Source organism: Arthrobacter sp. TJ-254 (assembly GCF_058269175.1).
The window spans coordinates 869,064-885,902 of sequence record NZ_JBZCNF010000001.1 but is presented as its reverse complement, the minus strand read 5'-3'; the positions used below and the strand labels follow the sequence as shown (position 1 = coordinate 885,902).

Below are 16,839 nucleotides of genomic sequence, written 5' to 3'. Positions count from 1 at the left end.
ACTGACGGGCACCGACACTGTCGCCGCCCGGCCGGACCCGCCCGCGGAGGCTCGTGCGGGGCCCGTCAGGGGAGGGGCCGCGCCGGATCCGGCTCAGATTCCGGCGAAATGCCGAACGACGTCGAGATACGGCAGGTCGATGGCGGCATCCGCGGCGGCCCTGACGGCGGGCTTTGCGTTGAAGGCCACTCCCAGGCCGGCGGCTCCGAGCATGTCGAGGTCGTTCGCGCCGTCGCCGACGGCGATGGTCCGCTCGAGCGGTATCCCTGCCTCCTCGGCCCAGCGGCGCAGGCATCGCTCCTTCTCCGCACGGTCGACAACCGGGCCCGACACCCGGCCGGTGAGGATCCCGTCGCGGATCTCCAACAGGTTGGCCTTCGCGTGCGTCAGCCGCAGGCGAGCCGCCAACGGGTCGAGGAGTTGGCTGAACCCGCCGGAAACCACCGCCACCCGATGGCCGGCTCCGAGGAACGCCTCCGCCATCACGGCGGCACCCTCGCTCAAGTCGATCTGGGCGCCGACCTTGTCGATGACCGCCTCGGGCAGTCCCGCGAGGGCGGCGACGCGTGCATGAAGGCTTTGGGCGAAGTCGAGCTCACCCCGCATCGCGGCCTCGGTGACGGCGGCCACCTCGGCCTCGCGGCCGGCAAAGGCGGCGAGCAGTTCGATGACCTCCTGCTTGATCAGGGTCGAATCGACATCGAGCACGAGGAGCTTGGTGCCCGGACCGAATACCGCAGCCGGCACAACGGCGGTTCCCACCGGTCGCGCCGGGGCGCCGGCTGCGGCACTGCCCGCTCCGGGCAGTGCCGCACGCAGGTCCCCGACCGGGCCCGAATACTCAACCGTCAGCGCCTGGACCCGGTACCGGGAGTCGCCGCCGTCGTCGACCGCTGAGATGCGCCCTCCGGCGGACCGGACGGCCTCCTTGACAGCGTCGAAGGCGGCTTCGGAATCACCGGAACCGTAGCTGACGACTCGGAACGGCGCGGTCATTGAACCTCCAGGGGATGCAGGGTGCCCGTCCGATGCGGGCGGGCCCTCCGGGCGGGGCCGGGCGGCGGTGCGGATTTCGCCAACTGCCCGGGTATTAGCCTAGTGTCTAGTGCTATGAGTGACGTTCTTGAATTGGCCGGGGTGAGCCTCATCCGAGGAGGCAAGACGCTGTTGGACAGCGTCGATTGGCAGGTCAGGGAAGGCGAACGCTGGGTGATCATGGGGCCTAACGGCGCCGGGAAAACAACGCTCCTGCAGATAGCCGGAGCGCGCCTGCATCCGACCACGGGCGTTGCAGGAATCCTCGACGAGGTTCTCGGCGCGGTTGACGTATTCGAACTGCGCCCCCGGATCGGCCTCGCCTCCGCCGCACTTGCCACCCAGATTCCTGAGCACGAAACCGTGCTGAACGTCGTCGTCACCGCCTCCTATGGTGTGACCGGACGCTGGCGCGAGCAGTACGAGAGGCTGGACGAGCGCCGGGCGTTCCAGCTCCTTCACGCCTGGGGGATGTCGACGTTCATCAACCGTCCGTTCGCTTCACTCAGCGAGGGGGAGCGCAAGCGGGTGCAGATCGCCAGGGCACTGATGACCGACCCCGAACTGCTGCTGCTCGACGAGCCCGCCGCGGGCCTCGACCTTGCCGGACGCGAAGACCTCATCCAGCGGCTCACGGAGCTGGCACAGGACGAGGACTCGCCCGCCATCGTCCTCGTCACCCACCACCTCGAAGAGGTGCCGCCGGGCTTCACCCACGCGCTGCTGATGCGCGACGGCGCCGTGGTTGCAGCAGGGCCGCTGGGCGACGTGCTCACCGAAGCGAACCTCAGCGAGGCATTCGACCTGCCCCTGAGGCTCAGCCAGACCGACGGCCGCTACAGCGCGGTCGCGCGCACAAACTAGGCACTGCGGCATGCCCAGCAGGATTTGCCGTGTCCCGGCCCCGGACGCCGGTTCATGACTCTGATCCACCTCGAAGGCCCCGGCGATCCCCGGGCCGCCGACTATGCCAACCTCACCGACACCCAGCTCCGCCGGCGCCGCGAGCCGGCGGAGGGCCTTTACATTGCCGAGAGTTCGAAGGTGCTCCGCCGGGCCGTTGACGCCGGACATGTGCCGCGCTCCTTTCTCCTCACCGAAAAGTGGCTTCCCGAACTCGGGGACGTCCTGGACCGTTTCCCGGATGTCCCCGCCTTCCTCGGCAGCGAGGCGACGCTTGAGCAGATCACCGGTTTCCACCTGCACCGGGGGGCACTTGCCGCAATGCACCGCCCGGCTCCCAGAACCGTCGAAGCGGTCCTCGCCGGGGCGCGCAGGGTCGCAGTGCTTGAGGACGTGGTTGACCACACCAATCTGGGGGCGATTTTCCGCTCCGCTGCCGCCCTCGGCGTCGACGCCGTCCTGATCAGCCCGCGCTGCGCGGATCCGCTGTACCGCAGGGCGATCCGAGTGAGCATGGGCAGCGTGTTCCAGGTTCCATGGGCACGCCTGAGCGAGTGGCCCGCCCAGCTCGGGACCCTCAGGGGTGCCGGGTTCACCGTCGCCGCGCTGGCGCTCGGTCCCGGCTCCCGGCCGGTCCAGGAGATCGGGGCGGCCGGCCTTGAACGGCTCGCGCTGCTGCTCGGCACCGAGGGTGAAGGGCTGTCGGAGGAAGCTGTGGCGGCCGCAGACCTGTCCCTCAGGATTCCCATGCATGCCGGCGTCGATTCGCTCAATGTCGCGGCGGCGGCGGCCGTTGCTTTCTGGGAATGCAGGTACCGCATACCCTAGCCGCGCGACGGTCCACCCGTTGTGCAGCCCGCTCTGGCTGGTCCCGGGCAACGGTGAAACACTGGGAGCGTGACGGTCCGGACGGGGCACGGCCCACCGCGCACGAGGAAGGCCTTTCTGCCCGTAGCCGCGGTGTCGGTCAGCGTTGCCCTGGTGCTGGGAGGCTGCGGCCGGCTGGCAAGCCAACTCGAGGAATCGGCCCGGCCATCGGCGAGTTCCGCCGCCCTCGGATCCGCACCGCCCGCAAATGCCCCACCGACCCCGGCCCCGCCCTCCACAGCTCCCGGCCCGACGACGCCCGGTGGCCCACCGGCGCCAACCGCCGGGGCAAAGCCTTCGGCGGACCCCAAAGCCGGAACGGCCCCGGCCGAGCCTGGTCCCACGGTGAAGCTGTCCCAGAGCCAGCAGCAGATGGTGCGGGAGGTGCAGGCGGCCTGCAGGGAGCTGCTCGCCCCGCAACGGCTCAAGCGCGTGCCGGGGGAGCGGGCCGGCGCGTGTGTCGAGGCGGCCATGCGCGAAGGCAAAACGGCACGCCAGGTGCTCTCCACCGATGCCACCGGGCTGCCCGCAGGCACGCACGAGGCCGAGGTCCGCACCGCGCCAGACTTCGGACTCGACCTGGTGAACGAGCAGTACGGGGTGCGGATCCTCGTCACCGGAGGCTCCGGGTTCCTGCTCACCGCGGAGGGCGGGGCACCCGCCAACCCCGCTGGCGGACCGGAGGAACGGTACGCCGCCGTCCTCGTTGAAGCGGCATCGGCCACATCCGATCCGGCCGCCCTGAGGGCATTGCTGTCCGGTTCAGCCGAATTCTCGGTCGACTACGCATCGGACCGGGAGGGCATGCTCTACACCCGCCTCACGGCCGCCCAAGGTCCCGAACTCCAGGGCGTGCGGATGACCTCGTTCCAGCTGTGGCTCGACGATCTTTTCCGCCCTGCCGAACTGTTCCTCCAGGGCTCCCAGAACGAAATCCAGACCACGCTCTCCGCCCGGTACACGCAGTGGGGCGCGCCCGTGGACATACCGCAGCCCCCTTTAGCGGAGCTGCCCGGTTTACGATAGGATGGATAGCTGGTCCCCGGACCGCCCTAACTTTCAATCACCCGTGCCTGGCAAAATCCAGGCAACCAGAGAAGGTATTCCTGTGAAGTCTGATATCCACCCCAAGTACCAAACCGTAGTTTTCCGCGACCTCGCTTCGGACAAGTCGTTCCTGACGAAGTCGACGGCCGGTTCGAACAAGACCGTCGAGTGGGAGGATGGAAACACGTACCCTCTGATCGAGGTGGAAATCTCCTCCGAGTCGCACCCCTTCTACACGGGCAAGCAGCGGATCATGGACTCCGCCGGACGCGTCGAGCGCTTCAACGCCCGCTTCAAGGGCTTCGGCAAGAAGTAATTCCGGGCGCACCGCCCAGTTCCTCTGCTTTCCAGTGAAGCCACGCCCCATCTGCGGCGTGGCTTCACTCGCTTAAAGCCCGGCTCCCCAGGAAGACGAACATGACCCCCAGCACCGGCAGCCCGCGACGCCTCCACGGCGAATACAAGACCCCGGGAGGCAAGCTCACGGCCGTTGACCTCGAGGTGCGTGATGGGCGCCTCTCCGGGGTGTCGGTGAACGGTGACTTCTTCCTTGAACCGGATGAGGCCCTCGCCGATATCAACGCCGCACTTGAGGGCCTTCCCGCAGATACGGGCGCTGGAGACCTCGCGGAGGCGGTGCGCAGGGGTCTCGACCCGTCGGTGCAGCTCTTCGGATTCTCGCCCGAAGCCATAGCGACAGCCGTGCGGCGCGCCCTCGGCCGCGCCACGGGTTTCTCAGACCACGCCTGGGAGATCATCGCCCCGACCCCGCTGAGCACGGCCATGCACGTCGCCATGGATGAGGTGCTGACCCACGACGTCGGCGCAGGCACCCGCAACCCGACGCTGCGCTTCTGGGAATGGGAATCTCCCTCGGTGGTCATCGGCAGCTTCCAGTCGCTGCGCAATGAGGTCGATCCAGAGGGTGTGGAGCGCCACGGCGTCACGGTGGTCCGCCGCATCAGCGGGGGAGGTGCGATGTTCATGGAGCACGGAAACGCCATCACCTACTCCCTCTATGTGCCGCAGACCCTCGTTGACGGGATGAGCTTCGCCGACTCCTATCCCTTCCTGGACGACTGGGTGATGGAGGCCCTCAGGACGATGGGCATCACCGCCTGGTACCAGCCCCTCAACGACATCGCTACGGACCTCGGCAAGATCGGCGGCGCCGCCCAGAAACGGCTCGCGAACGGGGGAATGCTCCACCACGTCACGATGAGCTACGACATCGACGCCGACAAGATGCTTGAGGTGTTGCGGATCGGCAAGGAGAAGCTGTCGGACAAGGGGACGAAGAGCGCCAAGAAACGCGTCGACCCGCTGCGCCGGCAGACGGGGCTGAGCCGGGAGGACATCATCGCCGTCCTGATCGACACGTTCCGGCAGCGCTACGGAGCTACGGATGCGGTGCTTTCGGCCGAGGACCTCCGGCGAGCCGGCGAACTCGTCGAGACCAAGTTCGGCACGGAGGACTGGCTTCAGCGGGTGCCGTAGGCCTGCGCCGTGAGGGAGCGCACCAGCTGGTCGCGCTCCTCGACGATGATGCGCCGCAGGGCCGCCGGAGCGTCGGTGTTGGCTTCCAGCCAGGCGTCGGTGCGCTCCACCACCGGATGCCGCAGGGGCTCGCCGTCGAGGTCCTGGCTGCCGGGGTAGAGCCCGCGCACCACCCGGGTGGCCATCTCGATTCCCCGAGCCGACCAGATGTCGCGGATGCCGTCGAAGTAGCGGGCCGTGAACGGGGAGGTGAGCTCGGCGCCGCCCACGGAGAACCCGTCGATGGTCGCGCTGAGCAGTTCGTTCGAGAGGCGGGTGCCGGAGAAGGCCTCCCGCCACGCCAGCTCCTTCACCGCGGCGTCGGGCACGGCCGCGCACGCCAGGGTGAACGCGACCTTTCCCGAGGCCGTGTTGTCGCGGGCAAGCTCGGCCTCAAGCTCGTCGACGCCCGCCAGGTTCTGCGCGGCCAGCGCGGAGAGGAGCAGCCACCGCAGCTCCGCATCGAGGGCCAGCCCGGGCACCGGGGCGGACCCGTCGAACATGCCGCGGACCGTCTTGGCGGCCGACACACTCGTGCGGCCGCACACCGCCAATGCCCGCGCCCAGACCAGCTGGATGTCCGAGCCATCCTCAGCGGCGCGCAGGCCGGCCTCAAGCAGTCGGGCATACCGCTCGCGCAAGCCGGGGCGTGCCACCGGCCGGGTGTACCGCTCCACAGCCGTCGACGCGTTCTGCAGCAGCACCTGCAGCACCCCGACCCCCGTCTCGGCGGGTGCCGCGAGTTCCACCGCCGCAAGGTAGTCCTGCGAGCTCAGGTCGGCGTCGCGGGTGCTCGACCACAGCGCCGAGAGGCACACGGCCCGTGCGAGCGGATCGGTGATCCGCTCCACCGATGCCAGGAGCGTTGAAAGCGAGCGGGCGTCGAATCGAAGCTTCGCGTACGTCAGGTCGTCGTCATTGACGAGCAGAAGGTCCGGCTGCTTCATCCCCGCCAGCTCCGGAAGCACTGTGCTGGCACCTGCAAGCTGCACCTCGTGGGCGCTGGTGCGGGCCAGCTGCCCGTCCGGGCCGAACGAGTAGAAGCCGACCCGGATCGAGTGCGGCCGCGGTTCTTCGCTGCCGGTGGCCGGGTCGAGGGCGTCCTGCCGGATGGAGACGGAGGTGTAGTGCCCGCTCCCGTCGACGTCGACCTCGGCGCTCAACGCCGGAACACCCGAGGTCTGCAGCCAGGAACGTGCCCACGCCGTCATGTCCTGCCCGGAGGCGGCGCTGAGCTCATGCAGCAGGTCCGCGAGGGTGGTGTTGCCGAAGGCGTGGGCGCGGAAGTAGTTCCGGGCGGCCCGGGTGAAGGCATCGAAGCCGGCGTAGGCGACGAGCTGCTTGAGCACCGAGGCGCCCTTGGCGTAGGTGATGCCGTCGAAGTTCTGTTTCGCGGCTTCGAGGTCGGCGATGTCGGCCACGATCGGGTGGGTGGTGGGCAGCTGGTCCTGTACGTAGGCCCAGGCCTTGCGCTTGTTCGCGAAGCTGACCCACGAGCTCTTCCACTGGGTGGCTTCGGCGACGGCGAGCGTCCCCATGAAGTCCGCGAACGATTCCTTGAGCCACAGGTCGTCCCACCAGGTCATCGTGACGAGGTCGCCGAACCACATGTGGGCCATCTCATGCATGATCGTGTTGGCGCGGGCCTCGTACTGTGCGGCGGTTGCAGCGGAGCGGAAGACGTAGTTCTCGGTGAACGTGACAAGCCCCGGGTTCTCCATCGCGCCGAGGTTGTATTCGGGGACGAACGCCTGGTCGTACTTGCCGAACGGATACGGGTAGTCGAAGAGGTCGTGGAAGAAGGCGAGGCCCTTCCTGGTGACGTCGAAGATCGCCTCGTGGTCAAAGGACGGCGCGAGGGAGCGGCGGCAGTACAGCCCCAGTGGAATCTCAAGACGGCCGCCGTCACTGGCCGCCGGAAGCGACCAGGCGTCCTCCACATAGTGGTAGGGGCCGGCGAGGACCGTCGTGATGTAGGTGGAGATGCGCTCGGTGGGGGCGAAGCGCCACCGGAGCGTTCCGTTTCCGGCGGGCTCCGCGGCGGCGGAGGCAACCGCGTTCGAGGCGACGGTCCAGGCCTCGGGGGCGAGCACGGTGAAGGAGAATGAGGCCTTCAGGTCCGGCTGCTCGAAGTTGGCAAACACCCGCCGGGCATCGGCCGGCTCGTACTGGGTGTAGAGGTAGGTGAGCCCGTCGGCGGGGTCGACGAAGCGGTGCATTCCCTCGCCGCTGCGGCTGTAGCTGGCGGTGCCGCGCACCAGTACCGTGTTGTGCTCCGACAGGTGTGGCAGATGGATGCGCGCGCCGTCGACGGCAGCCGCCGGGTCGAGGGGGTCCCCGTTGAGCAGAACTGTTTCGACGCCGTCGTGAACGAAGTCGAGGAAGGTCGACATTCCCGGCTTGGAGCAGCTGAACTCGATGAGCGACTCGCTGGGGAACCCGGTGACCGATGCGTCCTCCGCGCCGCCGAGGTCGAGGGTGACGGCATAGCTTTCAACCCGGATGTGGCTTGACCGCTCGGCGGCTTCGTCCCGGCGCAGATTTTCGTTTGGCACCCGGTTATTCAATCACGTGCGGCCCGCCCCGCCGGACGCCGTACGGGCCCCCGCCTCCATGGGGTGGCAGAATCGACGGATGTCGGGTTGGAGGCTCAGCGCATGAATATCCCCGAAGAGATCGCCCCCGCGGCGGTGATGATCGACGTCGACGTGCTCGAGAGGAACATCGCCGCAATGAGCGCTGCCACCCGCGCCCGGGGAGTGGCGCTCCGCCCACACGCGAAGACCCACAAGGTTCCGGAAATAGCCGCCCGCCAGCTTGCCGCAGGGGCGGCAGGGCTGACCGTGGCGACCATCGGTGAAGCCGAGGTCTTCGCCGCACACGGTGTAGAGGACATCTTCATCGGTTATCCGCTGTGGGTGGACCGGCGGCAGGCCGACCGCCTGCGCAGGCTCGCGGAAACCACCCGCGTCACCGTTGGGATCGACTCGGCCGAAAGCGCGCTCGTTCTGGGCCGGAACCTCGGCCGGGACGCAGGCGGAGTTGCAGTGCGCGTCGAGATCGACAGCGGCCACCACCGCACCGGCGTCGACCCCGGCGATGCGCTGGCCGTCGCATCCGCCGCGGCCGCGGCCGGGCTCGAGGTCACCGGAATCTTCACGTTCCCCGGCCACAGCTACGCTCCCGGCATGCCGGCCGCCGCGGTGCGTGAGGAGAATGCGGCGCTGATGCAGGCGGCCGGGGCGCTGCGCGCTGCCGGCTTCGCCATTGTCGACGTCAGCGGCGGGTCGACGCCGACCGCCACCCTGCAGGGAGGGACGGCAGTCACCGAACTCCGCCCCGGCGTCTACGTGTTCGGCGACGCGCAGCAGTGGGAACTGGGGGACTGTGCGCCGGAGGACATAGCGCTGACGGTGGCCGGCACGGTGGTCAGCCACCACAAGGGCACGCGGGGAGAGCCCGGCCGCTTCCTCCTCGATACCGGAAGCAAGGTCCTCGGCAGCGACAGGGCGGCCTGGGCCACGGGCTACGGTCGCCTGCTGGATCACCCGGAGGCGCGGATCTCCGCGCTGTCGGAGCACCACGCAACGGTTCAATGGCCGGAAGGGAAGGAGCTTCCGGCGCGGGGCCGCCGGCTGCGCGTGGTCCCGAACCATGTGTGCCTCACGATGAACCTCGTGGACGAGGTGGAGGTCGTCAGCGGTGGCGCGGTGGTCGGACGCTGGTCGGTCGCCGCCCGCGGGCGCAACAGCTGATCCACCGGCGCTTCAACAAACCGGCCCGGGAAAGCCTAGGGGAGTGGGTGGCGGAAGGCGCACGGGACTTCTTGACGGCGGCGCTGGTCACCCCGGCGGGCCGGGAAGCGGACCCTCGGGGGCCAGCACCCGGACCATCTGAAGCTCCCGCTGACCCGGGTTCAGCTCGTACGGGGTGGTCCCCGTCAGCGCATAGCCGCGGCGCCGGTAGAACGCCTGTGCACGCAGGTTGTCCTCGTGCACCTCCAGCTCGATCCTGGAGCACCGGAGCGCGGCCCACCGTTCAATCCCCGAAAGGAGCCCTTCCGCCACTCCGGCCGCACGGCCCCGGTAAGCGGGGGCGACATAGACGCCGACAAGCAGCGCTGCGGGATCTGCGGCCGGAAGGTATGCGCCCATGGTGCCCACCCACCGGCCGGAACCGGCGATTGCGGCAAGGGTTATGGAATCCCCGCCCGAACCCCGGCGGCCCCGGAATTTCCATTCTTCCGGGTCGTGCCCCAGCGCGGTTTCAAGGGTCTCGACAAAGGCCGACGGGGTATCTTCGAGCATTTCCAGCCGCAGCCGGCGAATGTTCTGCCAGTCGTCCCCAACCGTACGGCGAATCCGCACATCCGCAATGTCCATTGAGAAAGTGTAGGTGCCGGTTTCCTGAATGCCGGCCATTCTTTCCGAATACGCGAAATCGGATGGGTCGAAAAACGAATTCACCTTCCCGGCCGTGGTGAACCGGCGCCGCAGATGGTAAACCCCGGCCGGACCGCCGGTGGGCCCGCACGGAGCCCGCCGGCGGACCGGCCTCGAATGCTTGAAGGAACTAGCCCGCCGGTACGGTCTGGCCCTTGCTGAGGATGGTCAGTCCGGAGTCGGTGACGAAATACCCACGGCTGAGGTCGAGCTCCCGGTCGACGCCGATGCGTGCTCCGGCCGGGATCCTCACGTTCTTGTCCACGATGGCCCGCCGCACGATGGCGCCCGGGCCGACCGCCACCTTGTCCATGAGGACCGACCCGGTGACTTCCGCGCCCTCCTCAACGAACACGTCTGTCGCAAGCACCGAGCCCTGGACCCTGCCTCCGGTGATCACGGCACCGGCCGAGACGATCGAGTCGTGTGCTTCGCCGGTGCGGCCCGTTGCGCCGCGGACGAACTTCGCCGGGGGTGAGACGCTCTGACGGGTGTAGATAGGCCACTGCAGGTTGTAGAGATTGAAGAGGGGCAGCGGCGAGATGAGGTCCATGTTCGCGTCGTAGTAGGAGTCCATGGTGCCGACGTCGCGCCAGTACTGGCGGTCCCGCTCCGTTGAGCCCGGGATGTTGTTCGTCGTGAAGTCATAGACCGCGGCGTCGTTGCGCTCCACGAAGTGGGGAATGATGTCCCCGCCCATGTCGTGCTTGGTGTCAAGGCGGGCGGCGTCCTCCTCGAGCGCCTTCACCAGGGCGTCGGCGGTGAACACGTAGTTGCCCATCGAGGCAAGGAAGCTGTTCGGGTCGTCGGGCAGGCCGGGCGTCGACTTGGGCTTCTCAACGAACGCGGCGATGCGCCCGCGGTCGTTCTGGTCCACTTCGATCACGCCGAACTGGTCAACCAGGTTCATGGGCTGGCGCACCGCGGCAACGCTCACCGAAGCGCCGGAGGCGACGTGCGCGTTGACCATCTGTTCGAAGTCCATGCGGTACACGTGGTCGGCGCCGATGACGACGACGATGTCGGGCTGCGCGTCGTGGATCAGGTTCAGGGACTGGTAGATGGCGTTGGCGCTGCCGAGGAACCAGCTCTTGCCGCGGCGCTGCTGGGCCGGGACGGAGGCGATGTACTGCTGGAGCTGGGTGGACATGCGCCACGTCTCCGACACGTGGCGGTCAAGGCTGTGCGACTTGTACTGGGTCAGCACCACGATTTGCAGATAACCGGAATTGACGAGGTTCGAGAGCGCGAAGTCGATAAGTCGGTAACTTCCGGCAAACGGCACGGCCGGTTTGGCCCTGTCGGCGGTCAACGGCATCAGCCGCTTTCCTTCGCCGCCTGCCAGTACAACCGCTAGGACTTTCTTCAGTGCCACGAGTGACCCCCTGCTCTTCCTTGAGTGCTCAACGTGTCGGTCCAATTCAACTCACACTAGAGGACTTGGGCGCTCTGCACTACGTTGGGGGGGTGCGAGTAGATATTGTCTCAAAAGAATTTCCCCCAGAAATCTACGGCGGGGCGGGAGTCCACGTTGCCGAACTGAGCCGCGTGCTCGCCGGGCAGGTCGATCTCAACGTTCACTGCTTCGGCGCCGAGCGTCCCGCCGACTACCACGGCGCGAAGGTCCGCAGTTACGGAGTGCCGCAGGGGTTGGCGGAGGCCAACGCCGCGGTGCAGACCCTTGGCACCGACCTGGAGATGCTCGAGAATATCGGCGGCGCCGACCTCGTTCATTCCCATACCTGGTATGCGAACATGGCCGGCCACCTCGCCTCACTGCTCCACGGCATACCCCACGTGCTCAGCGCCCACAGCCTCGAGCCGCTGCGCCCATGGAAGGCCGAACAGCTCGGCGGCGGATACGCGCTTTCGTCGTGGGTCGAGCAGACCGCCTACGAGGCCGCCGCGGCCGTCATCGCGGTTTCGGCGGGGATGCGGGACGACATCCTGCGCAGCTATCCGAAGGTGGACCCCGCGCGGGTGCGCGTAGTCCACAACGGGATTGACGTCAGCGAGTGGGTGAGGGATGAGGATGACGACGCCGTCCGGGCGCTGGGCATCGATCCCGACCGCCCCAGCGTGGTATTCGTCGGCCGCAACACGCGCCAGAAGGGCGTGCCCTACCTGCTCCGCGCCGCAGCCAAGCTGCCGGCGGAGGTCCAGCTCGTCCTCGTCCTCGGGGCGGCGGACACCAAGGAACTGGCCGCCGAAACCGAGAAGCTGATCAACGACCTTCAGGAAAAGCGCGGCTCGGTGATCCTCATCGAACGCATGCTGCCGCGGCGGGAGCTGGTCCAGGTGCTCAGCCACGCCACAGCTTTTGCGTGCCCGTCAATCTACGAGCCCCTTGGGATCGTCAACCTTGAGGCGATGGCATGCGGGGCAGCGGTCGTCGCCAGCGCCACCGGAGGCATCCCGGAAGTCGTCGACGACGGCGTCACCGGAACCCTCGTCCGGCTCGAGCAGGTTGCGGACGGGACGGGGACTCCCCTTGATCCCGAGCGTTTCGTGACCGACTTCGCGGCGGCGCTGACGGAAATGGTCTCCGACCCCGCCCGGGCCCGCCGCATGGGCGAGGCCGGGCGTGCCCGCGCGGAGGAACACTTCGCGTGGGGATCGATCGCCCAGACAACACTCGAGGTCTACCGCAGCGTCCTCTGATCCCCGTCGAGGACGCACAACCGACGCTCCAAACGCCCTTGGGCCGGTCATTAGTGCGCCCTCGACGGGAGTGGTTCAGCGGGCCGCCCGTCAGCTGGCCTGGCCGCGCCGGGCGAGGAACGTCTTTTCGTCGATGGGCGCCCCGCCGCCGGCCCGCGCGGCCCGGGCATAGGCGGCGGCCTCTTCCTGCCGCTGCCGTTCAGCCCCTGTTGCGAGCTGGGCGCGGAGGTGTTCGGGACCGTAGCCGAACGCGTCAACGAGGTCGAGCGCGTGCGGCCGGATCTTCGCGAGCAGCCGGTTGATGTAGGCGCTGAGCGTCCGGGCCCGCTGCGCCGACAGCCGTCCGTTCATGAGGTACCACGCCAGGTTCTTTTCGATGAGGCACAGCCCGAACAGGTCCCGCACCCAGGTGAGCACCTGCTTGGTTCCCGGCTCGTCGACGGTGTGGACCGCGCGGGTGAACGCCTCCCACTGCAGCAGTTCGGCATGTGCGCGCGCCGTCTCGATCAGCTGGTGCTGGTTTTCGTTGAACAGGGCCGCGACCTCCGCCTGGGGCATGCGCTTCGCTCCGCGCAGTTCGCCGGCGAGCTCGCCCACCATGGTGTTGACGCGGTCGGCCAGCAGCCCGTGCTGGGTTGCCTCGTCGCGCAGCGCGATCGCCGACTTCTTCTCCGATCCGGTGTCGACAACCGTCTGGACAGCACGGCGCAGGCCCGAGCGGTGGACCGTCCGTCCGGCGACCTGGGTGACGGCGTAGCGGGCCAGCACCCCGAAGTCCATGTCCTTGAACTCTTTGGCGTAGTCGGTGAGCAGGCGCTTGGCCACCAGCTGCAGCAGCACGTTGTTGTCGCCTTCGAAGGTCGCATAGACGTCGAGGTCCGCCCGCAGCGAGGTGAAGCGGTTCTCGGTGAGGAAGCCGGCCCCGCCGCAGGCCTCCCTGCACTCCTGGAGCGTATCGAGGGCGAGCCAGGTGGACAGCGGCTTGTAGGCGGCGGCGAGGGTTTCCAGGTCCTGGCGGTCCTCGTCGGTGTCGTGCGCTCCGGAGAAGACGCCGTCGAGCTTCTCGAGCAGTTCCTCGTGGGCGAAGGAGGCGGCATAGGTCGCGGCGAGGCGCGGAAGCAGACGACGCTGGTGCCGCTGGTAGTCGAGGATGACCTCCTCTTCGAGGTCGGAGGCGGCGTTGAACTGCCGGCGCTCGGAGGAGTAGGTGATGGCGGCCTTGAGCGCCAGTTTACTGACGGCCACGGCGGCGCCGTCGAGGGAGACCCTTCCCTGGACGAGGGTGCCGAGCATCGTGAAGAACCGGCGTCCCGGGGAGGCGATGGGGGAGCTGTAGGTCCCGTCGGCAGCAACGCTTCCGTAGCGGTTCAGCAGGTTGGCGCGCGGCACCTTGACCCCGTCGAAGTGGAGCCGGCCGTTGTCGATGCCGTTCAGGCCGCCCTTGATGCCGTCGTCCTCGCCGCCGATTCCCGGCAGGAAGGCGCCGTCTGGGCCGCGCAGGTCAACGTAGAAGGCATGGACGCCGTGGTTGACGCCCGCGGTGATCAGCTGGGCGAAGACGACGGCGGCCCGCCCGTCCACCGCCGCGTTGCCGATGTAGTCCTTCCAGGCCGCCCGGAAGGGCGTCGAGAGGACAAAGGTTTCGTCGGCCGGGTTGTACACGGCGGTCGTGGCGATGCTCGCGACGTCCGAGCCGTGGCCCGTCTCCGTCATCGCGAAGCAACCCGGGATTTCCATGTTCATGATGCCGGGCAGCCACGCCTTGTGGTGTTCCTCGGTGCCCAGGTGCAACACGGCGGCCCCGAACAGGCCCCACTGCACGCCGGCCTTGATCTGCAGCGAGGGATCCGCCACCACGAGCTCTTCGAAGCCGGCAATGTTGCCGCCGTGGTCGTCATCCCCGCCGAGTTCGGTGGGGAACGCCCGATGAATGGCCTTGTGCTGCACGAGGTAGTGCATCTGGTCGAAGCAGCGCTTGCGGTGCTCGGTGTGGGTGAGCCCTTCGATTTTGTGCACCTCAGGGCGCCCGGCGAGGTCGCGCGCGACACGGCGTACCGCTGCCCACTTGCCAAGGAGAAGCTCCCCGAGCACTGCGGCGTCGATGACCGCCTGGTCATTGTCGGCGATCGCGGGCGCCGCAGGGACCTTCAGGGTCGGGCGGGTCACTGTCTGTGTCATGACTTGTCCTTTGCGGATGAAACGGGTGGTGAAGTGGCGGGGTCGTCGCTGCGCACGGCGGGCACCTGGTGGCTGATGCCGTCGAACAGCCAGTTGGTGAGCTGTTCGGCAAGCTGGTCCTCGGTCGGCTTGTCCGGTGATGGGGGCTGGGAGAGCCAGAGCTCACCGGCTGCCCGGACCATCCCGATCGCCGCCCGGGGCCAGTAGGCGAGCGCCGGGTCCACCGCTGCGTGCGGCGCGGACCGGAGGTAGGCCTTCATTGGAGCGGCGAGCATTTCCGTGACCGCCTCGAGGAAGTGGGTCAACGGATCGGTGGTTCTTCCCGAGCCGTTCGGGTCCGTCCCGGGGCCGGCCCCGGCCGCGGGATCGGAGCCTGCTGCAGGGTCGGTTGCGCCTACCCGGGTCACAAACGCGTAGACGTTGGGGGAAGTCGAAGCCATCTGGAGGTACGCCGACACCATCGACCGCAGGCCCTGCCGTGGCGTCCTGGCCTGACGAGCGGCGGCGAGCACCTTCTGCTGCATCTGGCTGAGCACCACTTCGGCCATCGCCTGCTGCAGGCCGGTCTTGTCCCCGAAGTAGCGGTAGTAAACGGATTTGGAGGTGTCCGCGGCAGCGGCGATGTCCTCCATCGACGCTCCGTGTCCCAGCGTGTCGACGGCGCGGCGCGCCGTGCTGATCAGCGCGCGGCGCCGTTCGGCCCGGTGCTCCTCCCAGCGGCTTGACCGGCCGTCCGCGGGAGGCGCGGTGTCGGTTCGAGCCCCGGAAAGTAGGGGGGAAGAGTTCATGATACTCAGCGTATCAGGTACGCTTGGTATCGGTAATCAGCCCGCCCATCCAGGAGAGCCTCCAATGTCAGATCAGGCCGGGGAAACCCGCACCTCAAGCACGGTCCGCAAAGCGGTAGTCATCGGCGGCAACCGCATTCCCTTCGCGCGGGCCGGGGGAGCCTACGCCCACTCCTCGAACCAGGACATGCTCACCGCGGCCCTCGACGGCCTCGTGGCCCGGTTCGGACTCCAGGGGCAGCGGATCGGCGAGGTGGCCGCCGGAGCGGTGCTGAAGCACTCGCGCGACTTCAACCTCACCCGCGAGGCGGTGCTGGGTTCCTCGCTTTCACCGGAGACTCCCGCCTATGACCTGCAGCAGGCCTGTGCCACAGGGCTCGAGACCGTCGTCGGGCTGGCCAACAAGATCAAGCTGGGCCAGATCGAATCCGGAATCGCAGGCGGCGTCGACTCCGCATCGGACGCGCCGATCGTCGTGAGCGAACGGTTCCGGCGGGTGCTGCTCAACCTTTCCCGGGCGAAGACGCCCCAGCAGAAGCTTGCCGCCGTCAGCAGGCTGCGCCCGAAGGATCTGGCACCCACCGCCCCCACAACGGCAGAGCCACGCACCGGCCTGTCAATGGGAGAGCACCAGGCGCTGACCACCGCCGTCTGGAAGATCAGCCGGGAGGCCCAGGACGAACTCGCCCTGAACAGCCACCGGAACCTCGCCGCCGCCTACGAACGCGGATTCTTCTCCGACCTGCTCACCCCCTACCGGGGCCTGACCCGCGACGCCAACCTCCGGCCCGACACCTCCCTCGAAAAGCTCGCCTCCCTGAAGCCGGTGTTCGGCAACAGCCTCAGCACCCCCGCCACTATGACGGCAGGCAACTCCACCCCGCTCACCGACGGCGCCTCGGTGGTGCTGCTCGGGTCCGAGGACTACGCCCGCGAGAACAACCTGCCGATGCTCGCCAACATCGTCGACGCCGAGGCCGCCGCCGTTGACTTCGTCAACGGCAAGGAGGGCCTGCTCATGGCCCCCGTCTACGCGATGCCCCGGCTGCTCAAGCGCAACGGCCTGAATTTCGACGACTTCGACTTCTTCGAGATCCACGAAGCCTTCGCCGCCACCGTCCTGAGCTCGCTCGCCGCCTGGGAAAGCGAGGAGTTCGGGCGCAACCAGCTCGGCCTTGACGGAGCACTGGGCAAGATCGACCGGAGCCGGCTCAACGTCCACGGCTCGTCGCTTGCGGCAGGCCACCCGTTCGCCGCGACCGGCGGGCGCATCGTGGCGTCGCTGGCGAAGTCGCTCGCCGAGAAGGGTTCGGGCCTGGGCCTTGTCTCAGTGTGTGCCGCCGGCGGGCAGGGCGTTATCGCCATCCTCGAGGCACGCTGAC

The 16,839-nt window shown here is 68.2% G+C and carries 14 protein-coding genes; 8 read left to right on the top strand and 6 right to left on the bottom strand.

Going from position 1 to position 16,839, the window contains the following annotated elements:
- Positions 1–93 precede the first annotated feature (93 nt).
- Positions 94–996, bottom strand: coding sequence for a phosphoserine phosphatase SerB (gene serB / locus AC4D14_RS04235; RefSeq protein ID WP_490900318.1), 903 nt, complete (start codon positions 994–996; stop codon positions 94–96).
- 114 nt (positions 997–1,110) lie between these two features.
- Here serB and AC4D14_RS04230 point away from each other — a divergent pair, with 114 nt between their 5' ends.
- The 5 genes from AC4D14_RS04230 to lplAB all read left to right on the top strand — a co-directional run bounded on the left by AC4D14_RS04230 (position 1,111) and on the right by lplAB (position 5,349).
- A complete protein-coding gene (locus AC4D14_RS04230; RefSeq protein ID WP_490900317.1) occupies positions 1,111–1,899 on the top strand; it encodes an ABC transporter ATP-binding protein in 789 nt (262 codons plus the stop codon).
- A 54-nt stretch (positions 1,900–1,953) separates the two neighbouring features.
- Positions 1,954–2,766, top strand: coding sequence for a TrmH family RNA methyltransferase (locus AC4D14_RS04225; RefSeq protein WP_490900316.1), 813 nt, complete (start codon positions 1,954–1,956; stop codon positions 2,764–2,766).
- A gap of 69 nt (positions 2,767–2,835) precedes the next feature.
- Positions 2,836–3,831, top strand: coding sequence for a hypothetical protein (locus tag AC4D14_RS04220; protein WP_490900315.1), 996 nt, complete (start codon positions 2,836–2,838; stop codon positions 3,829–3,831).
- Positions 3,832–3,913: 82 nt separating this feature from the next.
- Positions 3,914–4,168 (top strand): type B 50S ribosomal protein L31, encoded by a 255-nt coding sequence (locus tag AC4D14_RS04215; protein ID WP_490900314.1) that lies wholly within the window; start codon positions 3,914–3,916, stop codon positions 4,166–4,168.
- A 101-nt stretch (positions 4,169–4,269) separates the two neighbouring features.
- A complete protein-coding gene (gene lplAB / locus AC4D14_RS04210; protein WP_490900313.1) occupies positions 4,270–5,349 on the top strand; it encodes a lipoate-protein ligase LplAB in 1,080 nt (359 codons plus the stop codon).
- Here lplAB and pepN read toward each other — a convergent pair.
- The gene (pepN, locus tag AC4D14_RS04205; RefSeq protein ID WP_490900312.1) at positions 5,334–7,943 is read right to left on the bottom strand and encodes an aminopeptidase N; all 2,610 of its coding nucleotides are present in this window, start codon (positions 7,941–7,943) and stop codon (positions 5,334–5,336) included. The genes lplAB and pepN overlap by 16 nt on opposite strands.
- A gap of 102 nt (positions 7,944–8,045) precedes the next feature.
- Between pepN and AC4D14_RS04200 the strand changes: the two genes are divergently transcribed.
- Positions 8,046–9,143 carry an alanine racemase gene (locus AC4D14_RS04200; RefSeq protein WP_490900311.1) on the top strand — a complete coding sequence of 366 codons (1,098 nt, stop codon included), beginning with the start codon at positions 8,046–8,048 and terminating at the stop codon, positions 9,141–9,143.
- A gap of 87 nt (positions 9,144–9,230) precedes the next feature.
- Here the strand turns inward: AC4D14_RS04200 and AC4D14_RS04195 are convergent, their stop codons facing one another.
- Together AC4D14_RS04195 and glgC are read right to left on the bottom strand one after the other, a co-directional pair.
- Positions 9,231–9,770: a GNAT family N-acetyltransferase gene (locus AC4D14_RS04195; RefSeq protein ID WP_490900310.1), complete on the bottom strand. Its 540-nt coding sequence runs from the start codon at positions 9,768–9,770 to the stop codon at positions 9,231–9,233.
- A gap of 190 nt (positions 9,771–9,960) precedes the next feature.
- Positions 9,961–11,205 carry a glucose-1-phosphate adenylyltransferase gene (glgC, locus tag AC4D14_RS04190; RefSeq protein WP_490900309.1) on the bottom strand — a complete coding sequence of 415 codons (1,245 nt, stop codon included), beginning with the start codon at positions 11,203–11,205 and terminating at the stop codon, positions 9,961–9,963.
- A 92-nt stretch (positions 11,206–11,297) separates the two neighbouring features.
- Between glgC and glgA the strand changes: the two genes are divergently transcribed.
- A complete protein-coding gene (gene glgA, locus AC4D14_RS04185) occupies positions 11,298–12,491 on the top strand; it encodes a glycogen synthase (protein ID WP_490900308.1) in 1,194 nt (397 codons plus the stop codon).
- A 90-nt stretch (positions 12,492–12,581) separates the two neighbouring features.
- Here glgA and AC4D14_RS04180 read toward each other — a convergent pair whose 3' ends face one another.
- Both AC4D14_RS04180 and AC4D14_RS04175 read right to left on the bottom strand, forming a co-directional pair.
- Positions 12,582–14,669: an acyl-CoA dehydrogenase family protein gene (locus AC4D14_RS04180; RefSeq protein ID WP_490900307.1), complete on the bottom strand. Its 2,088-nt coding sequence runs from the start codon at positions 14,667–14,669 to the stop codon at positions 12,582–12,584.
- Positions 14,666–15,457 carry a TetR family transcriptional regulator gene (locus AC4D14_RS04175; RefSeq protein WP_490900306.1) on the bottom strand — a complete coding sequence of 264 codons (792 nt, stop codon included), beginning with the start codon at positions 15,455–15,457 and terminating at the stop codon, positions 14,666–14,668. The genes AC4D14_RS04180 and AC4D14_RS04175 overlap by 4 nt, the downstream gene beginning before the upstream one ends.
- A 64-nt stretch (positions 15,458–15,521) precedes the next feature.
- On the opposite strand from AC4D14_RS04175, the gene AC4D14_RS04170 reads away from it, so the two are divergent.
- Positions 15,522–16,838: an acetyl-CoA C-acetyltransferase gene (locus AC4D14_RS04170; protein WP_490900305.1), complete on the top strand. Its 1,317-nt coding sequence runs from the start codon at positions 15,522–15,524 to the stop codon at positions 16,836–16,838.
- Position 16,839: the final 1 nt, after the last annotated feature.